This window comes from Flavobacterium helocola, assembly GCF_038289885.1.
Taxonomy (GTDB): Bacteria; Bacteroidota; Bacteroidia; order Flavobacteriales; family Flavobacteriaceae; genus Flavobacterium; species Flavobacterium cheniae.
Genome location: NZ_JBBYHT010000001.1, coordinates 417,430 through 434,525, shown reverse-complemented (window position 1 = coordinate 434,525; position 17,096 = coordinate 417,430). Strand labels below are relative to the sequence as shown.

Here is a 17,096-nt window from a genome sequence, read left to right as displayed (position 1 = left end):
TCACGAATTACATTTTAATTCTTGCCTAACTTAGATATTTTTTGTAACTTTAATACAGCAAATAGTTGCCTAATTAGTAAAATTAAGTACCATGATGAAAGTTGCAAAAAGAGTTGGCATTTGGATGGATCATTCTACAGCTCACTTAATGGAGTATTCAAGTGAAGATTATGAAGTAAATACTATAGCTTCTAAATTTACAGAACCTGTACATCAGAGTAAATTGTTACACAGTGAAAATAGTATGCATAATAAGGAGAATCAGTCCTTAAAAATATATTACAAAGAATTAATGGATATTATCAAAGAGTATGATGTTGTTTTGCTTTACGGTCCTACAGCTGCTAAAACAGAATTATCCAATATGATTCGCGAAGATCATCGTTTTGATAAAATTAAAATTGAAACGAAATCAGCAGAAAAAATGAGTCACAATCAACAACATGCTTTTATAAAAGACTATTTTTCTAAACTCCTAAATTACGAAAGTCCTTATTATAAATAATTTGAAGTCTTTTAATTTAAAAAAGAGGTTGTCATGTTTTTGATAACCTCTTTTTTAATTTTTAATCTCTTCTCAACCAACCCGTAACGCTCAATCGAGGTTTGTGACTTTCTAATACCTCATGAACCAATTCATTGCTCTTAAAAAAAACCGTTTTTCTGTTTGTTGGCGCTATTTTTTGAGCCATATCACCATCATAAATGCACAATTCGCCACCATCTTCTGGTTGCCAATTTTCGTTCAAATAGGTAATCATCGAAAACTGTCGGCTCGAATTATCTTGAAATTGATCTAAATGTTTTCTATAAAAACTGCCTTTATCAAACAACGCAAAATGAAATTCATAACCTGTAATTCCAGTATAACAACTTCGGTTCAAATACGACACAAAAGCATCTACTTGATCTAAAAATGCATTTTCATATTCATTATTGTTCGCTCGGTCTAACCAATAAATAGTATCACTTCTTATCGCCGAATTTTGAGTCAATTTTGCGGCATTTCCTATTCCAGCGGCTTTTAATAAATTTTGTTCTTTTAATTCAAACAATCTGTTTATCAAATGTTGCGCTAATTCTTCCGATACAAAATGTTCCACAATTCCCACTTTCGAATCCAAATAACTCGAAATTAAGGTTTCAAAACAATCTTCCATTTTATTTAAGTTGTAAAATACCTTACAAAGATATCATTTCCTTTTTTAATTTGGGCGTTACCACAAGGGTCGGGCTTTCCGTTACAATCTTTATTTATAAAATTTGGCAATTTTACAAATAAAGGATTTCCACTACAAATGAAATTCACCGAACTCAACTAAAACTGGGTGAGGTAATCCCTAACACGAACCTCGTTTTCAATTAAAATTAGTATTTTTACAAAAACCTTTCAGCATGCAAAATCTTTTAAAAGTTTCAGAAAACACACAGCTTTCTTGGCGTAATTTAAGTATTCAAAATCGAATTTCTTTTCTGCCACAATTAGCTAAAATACTTTTAGAAAACAAAGAAGCATATGCAACTTGTATCACTACTGAAATGCACAAACCTATTTCACAATCTATCGCTGAGGTTGAAAAATGTGCTCTTTTGTGTAATTACTATTACGAAAATGCCGAATCATTTTTAACTACAAAAAACATAAAAACCGAAGCTTCTGAAAGTTTTGTCACCTACGAACCTTTAGGAGTTATTTTAGGCGTAATGCCTTGGAATTTTCCGTTTTGGCAAGTATTCCGATTCGCGGTTCCAACAATTATAGCAGGGAATACTGTTGTGGTAAAACATGCGAGTAATGTTCCAAAGTCAGCCAAATTAATTCAAGAAATATTTGAGCAAGCTGGTTTTCCAAAAGGTTGTTATCAAGATTTACCAATTCCAAGTAGCGAAGTCGCAAACATCATTGCAAATCCAATCATAAAAGCGGTTTCCTTGACAGGAAGTGAACAAGCTGGAATCGCAGTCGCTACCGAAGCTGGAAAACACTTAAAAAAATGTGTGCTAGAATTAGGCGGAAGCAACGCCTTCATCATTTTAGAAGATGCCAATCTTGAAAAAGCAGTAGCAACAGCCGTCAATGCCCGAATGCAAAATGCAGGTCAAAGTTGTATTGCTGCGAAACGCTTTTTAGTTCATGAAAATATCGCAGAAGAGTTTGTCGCTAAATTCAAAGTTGCTATTCAAAATTTAAAAACTGGAAATCCGTTAGATAAAGAAACTCAAATCGGTTCGTTAGCGCGAGTTGATTTAGCCGAAGAATTAGAAGCTCAAGTTCAAAAATCCATTCAAATGGGAGCCAAATTAATCATTGGAGGAACCCGAAAAGAAGCGTTTTATGAACCCACAATTTTAACAAACGTAACAACAGAAATGCCTGTTTTCAATGAAGAAACCTTTGGACCTGTAGCAGCAATCATTACTTTCAAAAACATTGAAGAAGCAATTGAATTAAGTAATCAATCGGAATTTGGTTTGGGAGTTTCTATCTTTACTCAAGACATTGATTTTATCAAGACTAAAATCCCATCATTTAATGAAGGTGCCGTTTTCGTCAACGAAATGGTAAAATCCGATCCAAGATTACCTTTCGGTGGTATAAAAAAATCAGGTTACGGAAGAGAATTAGCCGAAGACGGCATCAAAGAATTTGTAAATGTAAAAACAGTTGTAATTAATACTTTTTAATATGAAAAAACTATCAATACTAGTCCTAGCAACTCTAGGATTTTCCTGTAAACCTTGTGAGGAAAAACTCCAATCAGAGAAACAAAACATCACTACCGTTTTAGACAATTGGCACAAAGCAGCTGCGGCTGCAGACTATGAAGCGTATTTTGGAGCCATGTCTGACGAATCTATTTTTATTGGAACGGACGCAACTGAAAATTGGAATAAAAAGCAATTTCAAGCTTTTGCAAAACCGTATTTCGATAAAGGAAAAGCTTGGAACTTTAAAGCAATAGAACGTAATATCTATTTTAGCGAAAACGGAAAAATGGTTTGGTTTGACGAATTATTGAGTACACAAATGAAAATTTGTCGCGGTTCTGGTGTTTTAGTGCAAGAAAACGGACAATGGAAAATTAAACATTATGTGCTTTCCATGACAGTTCCAAATGACAATGTAGATGAAGTAGTAAAAATAAAATCAGTAATAGAAGACAAAATACTTTCTGAAAAGAAATAAGAATAAACCGAAATAAAATTCAATCCCAAGACAAATTATCTTGGGATTTTTTATGTCTAAATGTTAAAATTCGCTTTTTTTTCATTTCCAGAAAACCAAGGAGAAATTGTTTACGTAAATCAACTAAACAAATATCTCAAATAAAATGAAGATTAATAAAAAAGTCAAAATTGCTTTGGGAAGCATCTTCGGAATTTTCCTGATACTTTTTGTGGTTTTAGTGGTTCATATCGCCACGGCTAAACCTTTAGTAATTGATAATGCATCGCTACAAATTAGTCGAATAGATTTCAAAGAACCAATAGATTCACTAAAAGCGAAAGAAATCCATCGAAATTTAAAATCCATTCCAGGTGTAAAAACCGATAGATTAAATAGAGAAACTGGAGTTTTGGTTTTCTTTCACGATATAAAAATAGCCGATTCGAAAACTATTTATGACAAATTAATAGCCATGGGAAATTACAAGGCAGAACGTTTTACATTACCAAAAGAGTTAGAAAACAAAACGGCTTGCCCAGTAATGAATGAAGATAGCTTTAGCTATAAGTTTTCTAGAGGAATTCAACGAATTTTTAATTAATTTCTAAATACTATTACTATGAAAAATTTTTCAAAACTAGCCTTATTGGCTTTATTTATTGCATCGGGAGCGTTTGTTACTTCTTGTAGTGACGATGACAAAGCAGCTGAGCCAGCATCTTTATATGCAAAATTAGGAGGAACTACTATGGTTGCTGATCCAAACAATCCGGGTCAAATGATTGAACAAGGGAGATTGAGCTATCGTTCTGTGGTAGATTCTACAATTACTTTAATCGTTTCTGACATTGTGGTTGGAGCTGAAGGTAATTTAGGTGAGCATTTTGCACCAGTAATTTCAGAAGCTTTAAGTGGTAACGCAACTAATGTTGCTATATTAAGTGATAATTTGACCGATTTCTTTTCAGCAAATACTGGTGGAGGGGCAACAAATGTTTACACAGGATTAGATATGGTTACAGCTCATGATCCAGCTCAAAATCCTCGTATGGGGAAAAAATCAAATGATGCTGAATATGATAAATTTATAGGATACGTAGGAGCAGCTGCTGGATTAAACGGAGTTACAGACCCTGTTTTAATCGGAGAAGTTGTTGCTGTGTTAGAATCATTGAGAGCTCCTATCGTTCAGGAGTAAGTTTGTTTTTTGTTTTAATGGAAAACGTCCCGATATTTCGGGACGTTTTTTTATTTTTTATAGGTATGTTCGTTTAAGTTTTTGAACATATCTACGGTCATGTTTTCTAAATCAAAATCGTTTTTCCAACCCCAATCTTCTCTAGCTGAACTGTCATCAATACTTGCAGGCCAGCTATCAGCGATTTTCTGACGGAAATCAGGTTCGTAGCTTAATTCGAAGTTTGGATAGTGTTTTTTAATTTCTTCACCAATTTGTTTAGGTGTAAAACTCATCGCTGCTAAATTATAAGCAGAACGAATTTTAACTTGTTCTGCTGGAGCTTGCATAATTCCAATGGTAGCTTTAATTGCATCATCCATGTACATCATTGGTAATTCTGAATTTTCAGATAAGAAACTCGTGAATTTTCCATCGGTAATCGCTTTGTGATAAATATCTACTGCATAATCTGTGGTTCCTCCACCAGCTTCGGTGCTCCAACTAATTAAACCAGGATAGCGAATACTTCTTACATCTACACCATATTGTTTGTGATAATACTCACACCATCTTTCCCCGGTTTGTTTCGAAATTCCGTAAACTGTTGAAGGTTCCATAACGGTATATTGTGGTGTGTTTTGTCTTGGAGTTGTTGGTCCGAAAACCGCAATACTCGAAGGCCAAAAAATCTTTTTAATTTTTCCTGCTTTGGCTAAATTCAAAACATGAAATAATGAATTCATATTCAAATCCCATGCAAAGGCTGGGTTTTTTTCAGCCGTAGCCGAAAGTAAAGCCGCCATCAAATACACATCAGTAATTTGATATTTTTCAAGTAAATGCTCAATTTGGTTGTAATCTAAAGCATTAACAACTTCAAAAACACCGTTGTTTACCACATCATTTTCTAATTTTCTAATATCAGAAGCTACTACATTATTTACGCCGTAAGTTGCTCTAAGTTTTGCTGTAAGTTCGGTGCCAATTTGACCACAAGCACCAATTATTAAAATTTTCGTATCCATTTGGTTGTGTAAAAGTGGTAACAAATATAACATTTAGAAGTAATTTTTCAGATGATTTTTTGTGATATTTTTACAAATAACCTGCTTAATTTATATATTTAATAAATTAACATTCTTTCAAAGACTTTTCTTAATGGATTAACATTTTAGATGTAAAACCAGTGTTAAGATATTATTAGAAAAGTAACTACGTTAAGTAAACATTTGTACCTTTGCTTTTTAATTTATCCGAATGAAAGTTTTCTTATATAGTTTATCGCTTTTAGTTTTGACATTAATTTCATGTGAAAGTGAAAATCATCAATTAGAAGCCCAAAAAGTAGCTCAAAAAAACGAAGCTGTTTTTAAGAACATTTCGAAAATGTGGCAATTCAATTTTCCTACTGCAAGACCAGAAGTAAATGTTACTTTGAATAAATGGAACGAATGGCGCCAGTTTGAAATTGAGATGCTTCAAAAACCACAATCTACTTTGTCGGCTTTTCAAATGAAAACTAAGAATTTGTCTTCAAAAGCAGATACTTTGGCGATTACAATTCCTTTGGAATACAATAAGCCTCAAATTTTAAGTAGAATTACGACTTTAAATACCAAATTAAAATCGCTTGAAACTTTCATGAATTTAAGAGTAATTCCAGAACAAAGAATTGCTAAATTGATTCCAGAAATTAATGAAGAAATTAAAGGATTATACAAACAATGGGATGAAATCATCATTAAAAAAGCCATCCCAAAAGAAATTGGAGAAGAATTAATGTTGCAAGCTTTGGATACAACACGAAACGCAAATCCAGATGAAATGCGAAAGAAAATGGAGTTTTCAGATAAAAAAATAGAGTAAGTTTTGAGCAAGACCGACATTATATCCATTTACGATAAGTCACCAAAGATTGCCGTTTTAGAAAGTACATTCGCAGCGCGCCAAAAGTCTCAAATGACTGGTTTGGTTGGGTCGTCGTTGTCTTTTGTGGCACATTCACTGTTTAAAAAATCCGAACTTCCTTTCCTGATTTTATTCAGTAATAAAGAAGAAGCGGCGTATTATTTAAACGATTTGGAGCAATTAATTAATGCCGAAGACGTACTTTTTTACCCAAGTTCGTACCGAAGACCTTATCAAATTGAAGAAACCGACAACGCAAATGTGCTGCTTCGTGCTGAGGTTTTAAACCGAATCAATTCGCGAAAAAAACCAGCGATAATTGTTTCGTATGCCGAAGCCATTTTTGAAAAAGTAGTTACCCGAAAAGAATTAGAGAAAAACACGTTAAAATTGTCCGTGGAAGACAAACTTTCCATCGACTTCATTAACGAAACCTTGTTTGAATACAATTTCAAACGTGTTGATTTTGTTACCGAACCAGGCGAATTTTCCGTTCGTGGTGGAATCATCGATGTGTTTTCTTTTTCCAATGATAATCCGTACCGAATTGAATTTTTTGGAAACGAAATTGATAGCATCCGAAGTTTTGATGTCGAAACGCAATTGTCAATTGAAAAACTGAAAAAGATTTCAATCATTCCAAATGTTGAAAATAAATTACTGCAAGAAAACCACGAAAGTTTTTTGGATTATATCAACGAGAAAACGGTTTTAGTGATTCAAAATACAGAATTATTAGGACAACAATTGGATAAATTATTCGATAAAGCCAATGAAGCTTTCGAAAAATTATCTAAGGATATTCAGCACGCGCCACCCGAAGAATTATTCCTAAATCAAAAGCAATTTTTAAAACGTGCTCTGGATTTTTCGGTAATCGAATTGCATGCTAACGCTGTTTTTAAAACCGATAAAAAAGTCGAATTTCATATTCAGCCACAGCCTTCGTTCAATAAACAATTCGATTTGTTGTTGAACAATTTGAGCGAAAATCATTTCAACGGATACAAAAATTATTTGTGTTGTTCTAATGAAAATCAGGCGAGTCGTTTTCATGATATTTTTGAAGATATTGATGAAGCCAATCACGAAAGCATTCGCAAGCAATATAAAACCATGGTGTTGCCTTTGTTTGAAGGTTTTATCGATGAAGAAAATCAAATTGCATGTTATACCGACCATCAAATTTTTGAGCGTTACCATAAGTTTTCCATCAAAAATGGTTATTCGAAAAAGCAAACCATTACGTTAAAAGAATTGACTTCTTTGTCGGTGGGTGATTATGTAACGCACATCGATCACGGAATTGGAAAGTTTGGTGGCTTGCAAAAAATTCAGGTCGAAGGCAAAACGCAAGAAGCAATAAAATTGGTCTATGCCGATAACGATATTGTGTATGTGAGCATTCATTCGCTACATAAAATCTCAAAATACAATGGGAAAGATGGTGCTCCACCTAAGATTTACAAATTAGGAAGCAATGCCTGGAAAACCTTAAAACAAAAGACAAAAGCACGAGTAAAACACATTGCGTTCAACTTAATTCAGTTGTATGCAAAGCGAAGATTAGACAAAGGTTTTCAGTTTGCACCCGATAGTTATTTGCAAAAAGAATTAGAAAGTTCGTTCATTTACGAAGATACGCCCGACCAAATTACGGCTACAGCTGATGTAAAAGCTGACATGGAAAACGAGCGTCCGATGGACAGATTGGTTTGTGGTGATGTTGGTTTCGGAAAGACAGAAGTAGCTATTCGTGCGGCATTTAAAGCGGTGGACAATGGAAAACAAGTCGCGGTTTTAGTCCCAACAACCATTTTAGCGTATCAACATTACCGCACGTTTTCAGAACGTTTAAAAGATATGCCAGTTACCGTAAGTTATGTGAACCGATTTAGAACGGCGAAACAAAAAGCCGATACACTTCAAAAATTACAAGAAGGAAAAGTCGATATTTTGATTGGAACACATCAATTGGTAAATAAAAATGTCGTTTTTAAAGATTTAGGCTTGTTGATTATTGACGAAGAACAAAAATTCGGAGTAAACGTAAAAGATAAATTGAAAACGATTGCTACGAATGTTGATACCTTGACGTTAACCGCAACGCCGATTCCGAGAACGTTGCAGTTTTCGTTGATGGCAGCGCGCGATTTATCGGTAATTACAACGCCTCCGCCAAATCGTTATCCGATTGAAACGCACGTGATTCGTTTTAACGAAGAAGCCATTCGTGATGCCATATCGTATGAAATTCAGCGTGGTGGGCAAGTGTTTTTCATCAATAACCGAATTGAAAACATCAAAGAAGTTGCCGGAATGATTCAACGCTTGGTGCCAGGAGCAAAAGTAGGAATCGGTCACGGTCAAATGGATGGGAAAAAATTGGAAGAATTGATGTTAGCTTTCATGGAAGGCGAATTTGACGTTTTGGTCGCAACCACTATTATCGAAAGTGGTTTAGATGTACCAAATGCGAACACGATTTTTATCAATAATGCCAATAATTTTGGATTATCAGACTTACACCAAATGCGTGGTCGTGTGGGAAGAAGTAATAAAAAAGCGTTTTGTTATTTCATTACGCCACCGTATTCGATGATGACGGGTGAAGCGCAAAAACGTATTACGGCTTTGGAACAATTTAGCGAATTAGGAAGCGGTTTCAATATTGCGATGAAGGATTTGGAAATTCGTGGTGCTGGAGATTTATTAGGTGGTGAACAAAGTGGTTTTATCAACGAAATTGGTTTTGATACCTACCAAAAAATCATGAACGAAGCCATTGACGAGTTGAAAGAAAACGAATTCAAAGACTTGTACCAGGAAGAAAACGACATCGAAACCAAAGAGTTTGTCAAAGACATTCAAATTGATACTGATTTTGAATTGCTGTTCCCAGATGAGTACATCAACAACATCACCGAACGTTTGAATTTATACAATGAGTTGAGCCAAATTAAAGACGAAGCCACCTTACAACAATTTGAACAAAAATTAATTGACCGATTTGGTGCGTTGCCAAAACCAGCTGTTGCCTTACTAAATAGCGTGCGTATCAAATGGAAAGCAACCGCAATGGGAATTGAACGTTTGATGATGAAACAAGGCAAAATGATTGGTTATTTCATTGGCGACCAACAAAGTGATTTTTACCAAAGTAACCGTTTCATGAAAGTGCTACAATTTGCCCAACGCAACGGCAATGTTTGTAAAATAAAAGAAAAAGAAACCAAAAACGGCTTACGTTTATTACTGACTTTTGATAATGTGAAATCAGTGAATAAGGCATTGGAGTTGTTGGAGGGGATTTAGTTTAAGTAGAAATTTATAATTACCTTTTCCAATTATTTTTAAAATACTATGAAATATCACGATAATACTTCTTTCGCGTCTGATTCAATTGGAATTGATATCGATTTAAAAAAATTAAAGTTTCTAATTCCAGAAATATTTAGCCCTATTCAAGAAATCAAATATAAATTCAAGAAATGGGGTTTTTCAACCCATATTGAAGTTATTTCTGAGCATGTAAAATATGGAGATAGTCAAGGTGCAATAGTTGTAAAAACAAATCCATTGTTAATTGCAGCTTATAATGAAGATATTGATTGTATTGTCATGCTGGTATTTGAAGACAAAATTCAAAATAAATATAATTTTAAAATTCAAGATAGATTAGTTTGCGTTAATACATTTGCAGAAATCTCCCAGTTACAATCTGATTTAATTCCAGGAAAAAATAACTCAGGAATGTGGACATTAGTTCATCCAATAATTGCTGACTTAGTTTCAAGTGATGCAACTAAAATTGAAAAAAGAAAAAATGAAATTGGTGATAAAGGTTATGAATATATTTGGCAACTTGCCACAGATTATTTGAAATTGAAAAAAGGAGTGTCTAGAATTGGAAAACCTATATTTTCTGATCAAGTTATTCCTCAATATTTTTAATGATTTCTCGGTGAGTAAGGTGTTGAGTTATTGGAGAAAATTTAAATTTTTGTTAGATTTGTTATTAACTTGATTATAATTAGCAACATTGATTTATCTCTTATGAATTTTTTAATCGCTTTATGCTTTCTCTTTATAGGTGTCTATTTTATATATGATACTTATAAAAAGCCATCTCCTTTAAAGAGTACCGATTTGAAAGGATACATTGCTGGTTTTGGTTTTGTATATTTAGCAATTATGGGATTTATAGGAAAAATAGATGTACTTCAAATTATTAAAGATATTTTTAACTCCTAAACAAATCATTCAAATCTCGTTTTTCTTTTAATTTCTTTAGTTTTTTCTTGTCTTGAACCTGACCGCTCGGATATCTCACCTCAACGATAGCGCTGAATTGCATTCCGTGCCCACAAAGTAAATAAAAAACACAACATTATAATTGACGAAGTTTTTTTATATTTGAATATAAATTACACGCCATGTCAACAAAATACAAAGCCACCACAACTGATGACGCTTACTTTATTACCATAACAACTGTAGGTTGGGTAGATGTTTTCACACGATTAAATCAAAAATATATCATTACCGATTCTTTAAAGCATTGTCAACAAAACAAAGGATTAGAAATTTATGCGTATTGTATCATGAGCAGTCACATTCATTTATTTTGCAAAGCAACAAATGGTTTTGTTTTGTCGGATGTGATAAGAGATTTCAAAAAATTTACTTCCAAAAAAATTATTCAAACCATAATCGATGGACCTGAAAGCAGAAGAGAATGGTTGTTGGCATATTTTCAAAAAGCTTGTGAACATTTGAAACGGGAACAAGAATATAAAGTTTGGCAAGATGGTTATCATGCCGAACATATTTATAGCAATTCCTTTATAAAACAAAAGATAGAATATATTCACAATAATCCTGTGAAAGATAAAATAGTTACGCTACCCGAAGATTATTATTTTAGCTCAGCCAGAAATTATGCTGGTTTAGAAAATGAATTGGAAATTGTTTTGTTAGATTTGTTTTGAAGTGGATAGTGGGCACGGAATGCAATTCCGCGCTATCGACGTATTATAAATAAAGTGAATTTGTTTTTTGAAGTAGATTGTGTGCACGGTTTATAAATCCGCGCTATCGACTATGATGTGTAAATTTAACTTTTGAATATTATATCTACCCAAACAACTCACTCACCACATCTTCAATCTTCGCAACTAAAACAATTTTGATTCCCGTGTTTTTCAAGGAAATTTTATTGTGTTTGGAAACGAAAATGGTGGTGAAACCTAATTTTTCTGCTTCTTGAATGCGTTGTTCAATGCGGTTAACCGGTCTAATTTCTCCTGAAAGGCCTACTTCTCCAGCAAAGCAAAAACCTTCAGCAATGGCAATGTCTTCGTTTGAGGATAAAATAGCGGCAACAACGGCTAAATCAATTGCGGTGTCTTCTACAGAAATTCCTCCCGTTACATTTAAGAAAACGTCTTTGGTGCCTAATCGAAAGCCAGCACGTTTTTCTAAAACGGCTAAAATCATGTTTAGTCGTTTGGCGTTGTAACCTGTGGTGCTTCGTTGTGGCGTTCCATAAACTGCTGTACTAACTAAAGCTTGAATTTCTAGCATCAGCGGACGCATGCCTTCTAAAGTAGTAGCAATTGCCGTTCCTGAAAGTTGTTCGTCTTTATGCGAAATCAAAATTTCAGATGGATTATCTACTTCGCGTAAGCCAGAACCTTGCATTTCGTAAATACCTAATTCGGCAGTAGAACCAAAACGGTTTTTCAACGAACGTAAAATTCGATACACGTGATTTCTATCGCCTTCAAATTGTAAAACGGTATCCACCATGTGTTCCAAAATCTTTGGTCCGGCGATGGTTCCGTCTTTCGTAATGTGTCCGATTAATAAAACCGGCACATTCGATTCTTTGGCATATTTAATCAACTCCGCCGTACATTCTCTAATTTGAGAAATACTTCCCGCAGACGATTCGATATAATCGGTATGTAAAGTTTGAATTGAATCGATAATGACAATATCGGGTTCAATTTCTAATATTTGACGGAAGATATTTTGGGTTTTGGTTTCGGTTAAAATGTAGCAATTATCGCCATTAGAAGTAATGCGTTCAGCACGCATTTTTATCTGTTTTTGGCTTTCTTCACCCGAAACATAAAGCGTTTTGTAAGGTAATTTTAAAGCAATTTGCAAGAGCAACGTACTTTTTCCAATTCCTGGTTCGCCACCTAATAAAGTTAAGGAACCCGGAACCAATCCGCCACCCAAAACCCGATTCAACTCGTTATCTGTTGTGTTCAATCGGATTTCTTGTGCGGTATCTATTTCTTTAATTAGTAAAGGTTTAGTTGCGGCTTTTGAAGTAGCACTGGTGGTTTTCCAAGCTACTTTTTCTTCTTTTTGAACCAATTCTTCTACAATGGTATTCCATTCTTTACAAGCGTTACATTGTCCTTGCCATTTTGAATATTGGGTACCACAATTTTGGCAAAAGAAAGCCGTTTTTACTTTACTCATTTTGTTTTATTCCTTTTTTTCAGTTGGTTCTTCTGTAGGAGTTTCTGCTGGAACTTCTTCGGTTGGTTTGTCTGGTTTTCCTTTTAAAGCTTCTGCACGGTTCAACATGAAATCTTTAGTGATTTCACGAATAGCTTCTTGTGTAAATGACTTTTGATACGTCTTAATAGCTCTTTTGTAATTACCAGTTTTTTCGTAATATAAAGCCTCGTGATACGTTCCTAAAGTAGTTTTTGGATAATGTTTGTTAGCATAATCACTTAAAGTTAATAAGTCATTATAGCCTTTATTTTTCATTATTGCCGCTTCGATAGCTTTAAAATCTGATAATCTTGGTTTCATTTTAAAACCAAAACGTTTTTCTAATTCGTCGTATTTCGCTACCAAATAATCAGTATAACCTGCATCTAATTTTAAAATTTTATCTTGAAACTCAACCATTGAGATGGGTTGGTAGCCATCAAAAATAAAATAAATAGCACTTGGGATTGCTTTTGCTACTAAAGAATAATGCGAAGCACCTTTGAATGTGTCGTTTTGATATTTAAAAGTAGCATTTGGAATGGCTTTAATATTTGTATCTAATTCTGCTGCTTTCTCGTTGATTTCTTTTAAATCACCTTCGCCAGTTGCTTGATAATAGAAAACTGGTTTGGTTATTTTTGACAAACGTTCTGCTATACGTTTTTCCATTTCTGGAGCCATTTCTGGAGCTAACGAAATATATGCGTTGAAAATTGGGTTGTCTTTGTATAAATAAAAATTTAAGAAACCAGCAGTTGTGTCATGTCCAGCAATCATTCGGAAAGGAATGGTGCGATACGTTTTGTCTATGTATGGATACAATTCTTGCCCTATGAATTCGAAGAAATTTGCTCCTGAACCTGATGGGAATCCTGCTTCGTCAAATTCGCTATCTGCAAACCTTGTTTCTCCATAATTTTGATTTACAGCGATGATAATCATTTCAGGTAAATCGTCCCAATAAGCACCATATTTTAAAATTCCTTCAAAAGGATCTAGCAAATATTCGCCGTCTAAAACTAATAAAGTTGGATAACTTTTTTCTGGACTAGTAGCATATGATGGAGGTGTTACGACCGTAAAAGTTCGTTTGCCTAATTTTTTAGATTCGATAGTTTCTGGCGTGCGTTGTGCAAATATGCATGACGATAACAGTAAAGCAAAAAGGAAAAGTTTGGTTTTCATTTTAAATAGTTTGGTTAAAATAGATTAGCAATTTACTAATTTATTTTTTATTTAAAATAGGTAAAAGCAAATAAGATAATAATCCCAAGAAAATGGTTAAAAGTGTTTGTGAAACCCAGATTAAATAACCAAAGGCGGTTCCAATTCCTTCGGAAATACCGTATAAGCTTAAAATTGAAGCTACAGCCAAAGGATAAGCGCCTAAGCCACCATTCGTAAATCCAACAGCTAGTGTGCCAAAAATAAATCCCATAACTACAACGTCAAAACTAATATCAGCTGTCTCAGGTAAGGCAAAAATGGTTACATAAAACATAACTAAGTAAGAAAACCAAATAAAGAATGAATGAAAAATGTATTTCCATTTGTCTTTCATTTTTAAGATACTTTGCATGCCTTCAATTAATCCCGAAAGTTTTTGTTTTAGTTTTAAAATGATTTTCCACTCGGCATAAATCCAAACCAAAACAAAAATGACAAATACAACAAATACTAAAATTCCAGCCCAAATTAAAGTCTCAAATTTCACTCCATTATTTACTAGGTATTGGTAAATAGTCTCAAATTGTGATATAAATCCAATGGTGACAAAAAGTAAAAAAATCAACATATCGACAATTCGTTCGGCAACTATGGTTCCAAAACCTTTGTCAAATGGTACGTCTTCGTATTTTTTCAACAGCATTGCTCTTGATACTTCACCAGAACGCGGAATGGTTAAATTAACCAAATAAGATACACAAACTGTCATTAAATCATTGCGAAATTTAGTTTGATAACCTAAGTGTTGTAAAGCAAATTTCCAGCGATAGGCTCTTGACCAAAATCCAAAAAGGGCAATAAAAAGTGATAGAAAAATATAAAAATAATCAGCTTTTATAAAACTGATTTTAATTTTTTCTAATTCTTCTGTTGTAAGTGTGGTGTATTGATAATAAATAATGCCTAACCCAATAAAAAGTGGGATAGTAAGGCTTAAAAATTTTCGAATACTAGCTTTCAAACTAGGTTAAAGAATTATCTTTCTCGTTAGGGAAAACTAAAGTAGGTTTGAACTTTTTAGCTTCTTCAAAGTCCATAATTCCGTAAGAAATAATAATGATAATATCTCCTCGGTGTACTTTACGAGCTGCAGGTCCGTTCAAAGTGATTTCACCTGTGTTTCTAGGTCCTTTGATGGCATACGTTTCTAATCGCTCTCCATTATTAATGTTAACGATTTGTACTTTTTCACCTTCAATAATATTAGAAGCCTCCAAAAGAGCTTCGTCGATGGTGATACTTCCTATATAATTCAAATCGGCACCTGTTACGGTTACTCTATGAATTTTTGATTTTACTACTTGAATTTGCATGATGCAAAGGTAATTAATTTAGTGAAATATTATCAATTAATCTGATATTCTCAATGAAAATGGCGATAAATCCGCGATATTTTTTGTCGAATTCTTTTTCAGAAACAGGTAAAAGTGTTGCTTCATCGGCGATTTCAAAATATTCTAATTCAAATTCTGGAAGTTTTTTGAATTCGTTTTCTACAAATTTTATCGTTTGTTCGGCTGAATTCGTTTGAAAAATTTCTTTTGCCGAATTCAGTATTTGATAAATAATAGCTGCTTTTTCTCTTGCAGTTTCTGAAAGACGTTCGTTTCTAGAACTCATTGCTAATCCGTTTGCTTCTCTGTGAATTGGGCAACCAATAACGTCAACCGGAATGTTGTATTTTGAAACTAATTTCTTTACAATTTGAAGTTGTTGAAAATCTTTTTCTCCGAAGTATGCTTTGTTTGGTTGAACAATTTCGAAAAGACGTTTTACAATGGTTCCCACACCGTCAAAATGTCCTGGACGGTGTTTGCCTTCCATTTGATTTTCTAAACCATCGTAATTAAAACTTTCAGAAATAGTATTTCCTTCGTAGATATCGGCCACTTCAGGCGCATAAACGATGATGTTATTGCTTAAATCTTGCATGATTTGCACATCGCGTTCTAAAGTTCTTGGGTATTTATCTAAATCTTCGGCGTTGTTAAATTGGGTAGGATTTACAAAAATACTCATCACTGTTACATCGTTTTCAGAAAGCGAATTTTTCAGTAACGACAAGTGTCCTTGATGCAGCGCTCCCATTGTAGGAACAAATCCAATGGATTTATTTTGTTTGATTAATGGGCTTAAAAAAGCACTTAAATCGGACTTTTTATTAAAAATGAGCATTTTCTACTTTGTTATTTCAGGTGCAAACTTACTATTTTAGTGGATAAATCCATAAAATTTTGTAATTTTGCAAGGTTTTTTAAAACAATAATTAACTAGAATACATTATGGAAGACAAGAGGATATTGTATGTATCATCTGAAGTGGTGCCTTATTTAGCTGAAAACGAAGTATCGTTACAATCGTATGAAATGCCAAAAATGATTAATGATTTGGGAGGACAAATACGAATTTTTATGCCTAGATATGGTAATATTAACGAGAGAAGACATCAATTGCATGAAGTTATCCGTTTATCAGGAATGAATTTGGTGGTGAATGATATGGATATGCCTCTAATTATTAAAGTAGCTTCAATTCCTAAAGAGCGAATTCAAGTATATTTTATCGATAACGACGAATATTTCAAAAGAAAAGCAACTTTTTCAGACGAAGAAGGTGTTTTATATCCAGATAATGACGAAAGAGCTATTTTCTTCGCAAAAGGAGTAGTAGAAACAGTTAAGAAATTAAATTGGGTTCCAGATGTAATTCATGTTCACGGTTGGATGGCAGCGATGTTGCCAGTTTACTTAAAACATTATTATAAAGATGAAGGTATTTTTGCTGAAACAAAAATCATTTCTTCGGTTTATGAGCAAGGATTTGAAGGTGAATTAGATAAAGAATTTATCAATAAAGTATTGTTTGATAACATTGGTAAAGAAGCAGTTTTAGATTTAGCATCACCTACATATGAAAACTTAATGAAGGTTTCAATTATGCATTCTGATGCAGTTGTGGTAGGCTCTGAAGTCTTGTCTCCAACTTTAACAAAATTTATAGAAAGTTCAAACAAACCTTTTTTACCTTTCGCCTCTAAAGACACAATTAAAGAAGTGTATACTTCGTTTATTAAAAATCACGTATTATAAA

18 protein-coding genes are annotated in these 17,096 nt (G+C 33.6%); 11 read left to right on the top strand and 7 right to left on the bottom strand.

All coding sequences use genetic code 11. From position 1 onward, the window contains the following. The first annotated feature begins 91 nt into the window (after positions 1 to 91). Positions 92 to 505: a hypothetical protein gene (locus AAEO58_RS02050; protein WP_162845045.1), complete on the top strand. Its 414-nt coding sequence runs from the start codon at positions 92 to 94 to the stop codon at positions 503 to 505. A gap of 61 nt (positions 506 to 566) precedes the next feature. On the opposite strand, the gene AAEO58_RS02045 is transcribed toward AAEO58_RS02050, so the two are convergent. Further along, entirely contained in the window at positions 567 to 1,160 is a 594-nt protein-coding gene (locus tag AAEO58_RS02045; RefSeq protein WP_264367696.1) for a 2OG-Fe(II) oxygenase, read from the bottom strand. Between the two features lie 235 nt (positions 1,161 to 1,395). On the opposite strand from AAEO58_RS02045, the gene AAEO58_RS02040 reads away from it, so the two are divergent. From AAEO58_RS02040 to AAEO58_RS02025, 4 genes are all read left to right on the top strand, one after another. Next, complete coding sequence (locus tag AAEO58_RS02040) at positions 1,396 to 2,685, top strand: NAD-dependent succinate-semialdehyde dehydrogenase (protein WP_341681497.1); 1,290 nt, start codon at positions 1,396 to 1,398, stop codon at positions 2,683 to 2,685. A 1-nt stretch (position 2,686) separates the two neighbouring features. After that, positions 2,687 to 3,187, top strand: a complete 501-nt coding sequence (locus AAEO58_RS02035; protein WP_341681495.1) for a nuclear transport factor 2 family protein — start codon at positions 2,687 to 2,689, stop codon at positions 3,185 to 3,187. A 145-nt stretch (positions 3,188 to 3,332) separates the two neighbouring features. Then, on the top strand, positions 3,333 to 3,770 hold the full coding sequence (locus AAEO58_RS02030; protein ID WP_133608756.1) for a hypothetical protein: 438 nt from the start codon (positions 3,333 to 3,335) through the stop codon (positions 3,768 to 3,770). Between the two features lie 18 nt (positions 3,771 to 3,788). Next, positions 3,789 to 4,367 carry a globin family protein gene (locus AAEO58_RS02025; RefSeq protein ID WP_341681494.1) on the top strand — a complete coding sequence of 193 codons (579 nt, stop codon included), beginning with the start codon at positions 3,789 to 3,791 and terminating at the stop codon, positions 4,365 to 4,367. Positions 4,368 to 4,417: 50 nt separating this feature from the next. Here the strand turns inward: AAEO58_RS02025 and AAEO58_RS02020 are convergent, their stop codons facing one another. Further along, positions 4,418 to 5,374, bottom strand: a complete 957-nt coding sequence (locus AAEO58_RS02020) for an NAD-dependent epimerase/dehydratase family protein (RefSeq protein ID WP_341681492.1) — start codon at positions 5,372 to 5,374, stop codon at positions 4,418 to 4,420. 232 nt (positions 5,375 to 5,606) lie between these two features. Here AAEO58_RS02020 and AAEO58_RS02015 point away from each other — a divergent pair, with 232 nt between their 5' ends. The 5 genes from AAEO58_RS02015 to AAEO58_RS01995 all read left to right on the top strand — a co-directional run bounded on the left by AAEO58_RS02015 (position 5,607) and on the right by AAEO58_RS01995 (position 11,248). Continuing rightward, the gene (locus tag AAEO58_RS02015; RefSeq protein WP_341681490.1) at positions 5,607 to 6,215 is read left to right on the top strand and encodes a hypothetical protein; all 609 of its coding nucleotides are present in this window, start codon (positions 5,607 to 5,609) and stop codon (positions 6,213 to 6,215) included. A gap of 93 nt (positions 6,216 to 6,308) precedes the next feature. Then, on the top strand, positions 6,309 to 9,572 hold the full coding sequence (gene mfd, locus AAEO58_RS02010; protein WP_423972053.1) for a transcription-repair coupling factor: 3,264 nt from the start codon (positions 6,309 to 6,311) through the stop codon (positions 9,570 to 9,572). 48 nt (positions 9,573 to 9,620) lie between these two features. Next, positions 9,621 to 10,211: a hypothetical protein gene (locus AAEO58_RS02005; RefSeq protein WP_341681486.1), complete on the top strand. Its 591-nt coding sequence runs from the start codon at positions 9,621 to 9,623 to the stop codon at positions 10,209 to 10,211. Positions 10,212 to 10,313: 102 nt separating this feature from the next. After that, positions 10,314 to 10,511, top strand: a complete 198-nt coding sequence (locus tag AAEO58_RS02000; protein ID WP_341681485.1) for a hypothetical protein — start codon at positions 10,314 to 10,316, stop codon at positions 10,509 to 10,511. A 182-nt stretch (positions 10,512 to 10,693) separates the two neighbouring features. Further along, on the top strand, positions 10,694 to 11,248 hold the full coding sequence (locus tag AAEO58_RS01995; RefSeq protein WP_341681484.1) for an REP-associated tyrosine transposase: 555 nt from the start codon (positions 10,694 to 10,696) through the stop codon (positions 11,246 to 11,248). Positions 11,249 to 11,393: 145 nt separating this feature from the next. Here AAEO58_RS01995 and radA read toward each other — a convergent pair whose 3' ends face one another. From radA to panC, 5 genes are read right to left on the bottom strand one after another with little or no spacing between them, the layout of a single operon-like run. Then, positions 11,394 to 12,755, bottom strand: a complete 1,362-nt coding sequence (radA, locus tag AAEO58_RS01990) for a DNA repair protein RadA (protein WP_133608740.1) — start codon at positions 12,753 to 12,755, stop codon at positions 11,394 to 11,396. 6 nt (positions 12,756 to 12,761) lie between these two features. Next, positions 12,762 to 13,964 carry an alpha/beta hydrolase gene (locus tag AAEO58_RS01985; RefSeq protein WP_341681481.1) on the bottom strand — a complete coding sequence of 401 codons (1,203 nt, stop codon included), beginning with the start codon at positions 13,962 to 13,964 and terminating at the stop codon, positions 12,762 to 12,764. Between the two features lie 40 nt (positions 13,965 to 14,004). Beyond that, positions 14,005 to 14,967: a lysylphosphatidylglycerol synthase transmembrane domain-containing protein gene (locus AAEO58_RS01980; protein ID WP_341681479.1), complete on the bottom strand. Its 963-nt coding sequence runs from the start codon at positions 14,965 to 14,967 to the stop codon at positions 14,005 to 14,007. Between the two features lies 1 nt (position 14,968). Beyond that, entirely contained in the window at positions 14,969 to 15,319 is a 351-nt protein-coding gene (gene panD, locus AAEO58_RS01975) for an aspartate 1-decarboxylase (RefSeq protein WP_133608734.1), read from the bottom strand. 13 nt (positions 15,320 to 15,332) lie between these two features. Continuing rightward, entirely contained in the window at positions 15,333 to 16,181 is an 849-nt protein-coding gene (gene panC, locus AAEO58_RS01970) for a pantoate--beta-alanine ligase (protein WP_341681477.1), read from the bottom strand. 107 nt (positions 16,182 to 16,288) lie between these two features. Between panC and AAEO58_RS01965 the strand changes: the two genes are divergently transcribed. Further along, entirely contained in the window at positions 16,289 to 17,095 is an 807-nt protein-coding gene (locus tag AAEO58_RS01965; RefSeq protein ID WP_341681475.1) for a glycogen/starch synthase, read from the top strand. The last annotated feature ends 1 nt before the right edge of the window (position 17,096 follow it).

Excerpts from the sequence above, each read along its gene's own strand:
- radA (WP_133608740.1), bottom strand. The coding sequence starts at position 12,755 with ATGAGTAAAGTAAAAACGGCTTTCTTTTGCCAAAATTGTGGTACCCAA.
- AAEO58_RS02005 (WP_341681486.1), top strand. The coding sequence starts at position 9,621 with ATGAAATATCACGATAATACTTCTTTCGCGTCTGATTCAATTGGAATT.
- panD (WP_133608734.1), bottom strand. The coding sequence starts at position 15,319 with ATGCAAATTCAAGTAGTAAAATCAAAAATTCATAGAGTAACCGTAACA.
- AAEO58_RS02000 (WP_341681485.1), top strand. The coding sequence starts at position 10,314 with ATGAATTTTTTAATCGCTTTATGCTTTCTCTTTATAGGTGTCTATTTT.
- AAEO58_RS02035 (WP_341681495.1), top strand. The coding sequence starts at position 2,687 with ATGAAAAAACTATCAATACTAGTCCTAGCAACTCTAGGATTTTCCTGT.
- AAEO58_RS02020 (WP_341681492.1), bottom strand. The coding sequence starts at position 5,374 with ATGGATACGAAAATTTTAATAATTGGTGCTTGTGGTCAAATTGGCACC.
- panC (WP_341681477.1), bottom strand. The coding sequence starts at position 16,181 with ATGCTCATTTTTAATAAAAAGTCCGATTTAAGTGCTTTTTTAAGCCCA.
- AAEO58_RS02045 (WP_264367696.1), bottom strand. The coding sequence starts at position 1,160 with ATGGAAGATTGTTTTGAAACCTTAATTTCGAGTTATTTGGATTCGAAA.
- mfd (WP_423972053.1), top strand. The coding sequence starts at position 6,309 with ATGACTGGTTTGGTTGGGTCGTCGTTGTCTTTTGTGGCACATTCACTG.
- AAEO58_RS01995 (WP_341681484.1), top strand. The coding sequence starts at position 10,694 with ATGTCAACAAAATACAAAGCCACCACAACTGATGACGCTTACTTTATT.
- AAEO58_RS02030 (WP_133608756.1), top strand. The coding sequence starts at position 3,333 with ATGAAGATTAATAAAAAAGTCAAAATTGCTTTGGGAAGCATCTTCGGA.
- AAEO58_RS02015 (WP_341681490.1), top strand. The coding sequence starts at position 5,607 with ATGAAAGTTTTCTTATATAGTTTATCGCTTTTAGTTTTGACATTAATT.
- AAEO58_RS02050 (WP_162845045.1), top strand. The coding sequence starts at position 92 with ATGATGAAAGTTGCAAAAAGAGTTGGCATTTGGATGGATCATTCTACA.
- AAEO58_RS02040 (WP_341681497.1), top strand. The coding sequence starts at position 1,396 with ATGCAAAATCTTTTAAAAGTTTCAGAAAACACACAGCTTTCTTGGCGT.
- AAEO58_RS01985 (WP_341681481.1), bottom strand. The coding sequence starts at position 13,964 with ATGAAAACCAAACTTTTCCTTTTTGCTTTACTGTTATCGTCATGCATA.
- AAEO58_RS01965 (WP_341681475.1), top strand. The coding sequence starts at position 16,289 with ATGGAAGACAAGAGGATATTGTATGTATCATCTGAAGTGGTGCCTTAT.
- AAEO58_RS02025 (WP_341681494.1), top strand. The coding sequence starts at position 3,789 with ATGAAAAATTTTTCAAAACTAGCCTTATTGGCTTTATTTATTGCATCG.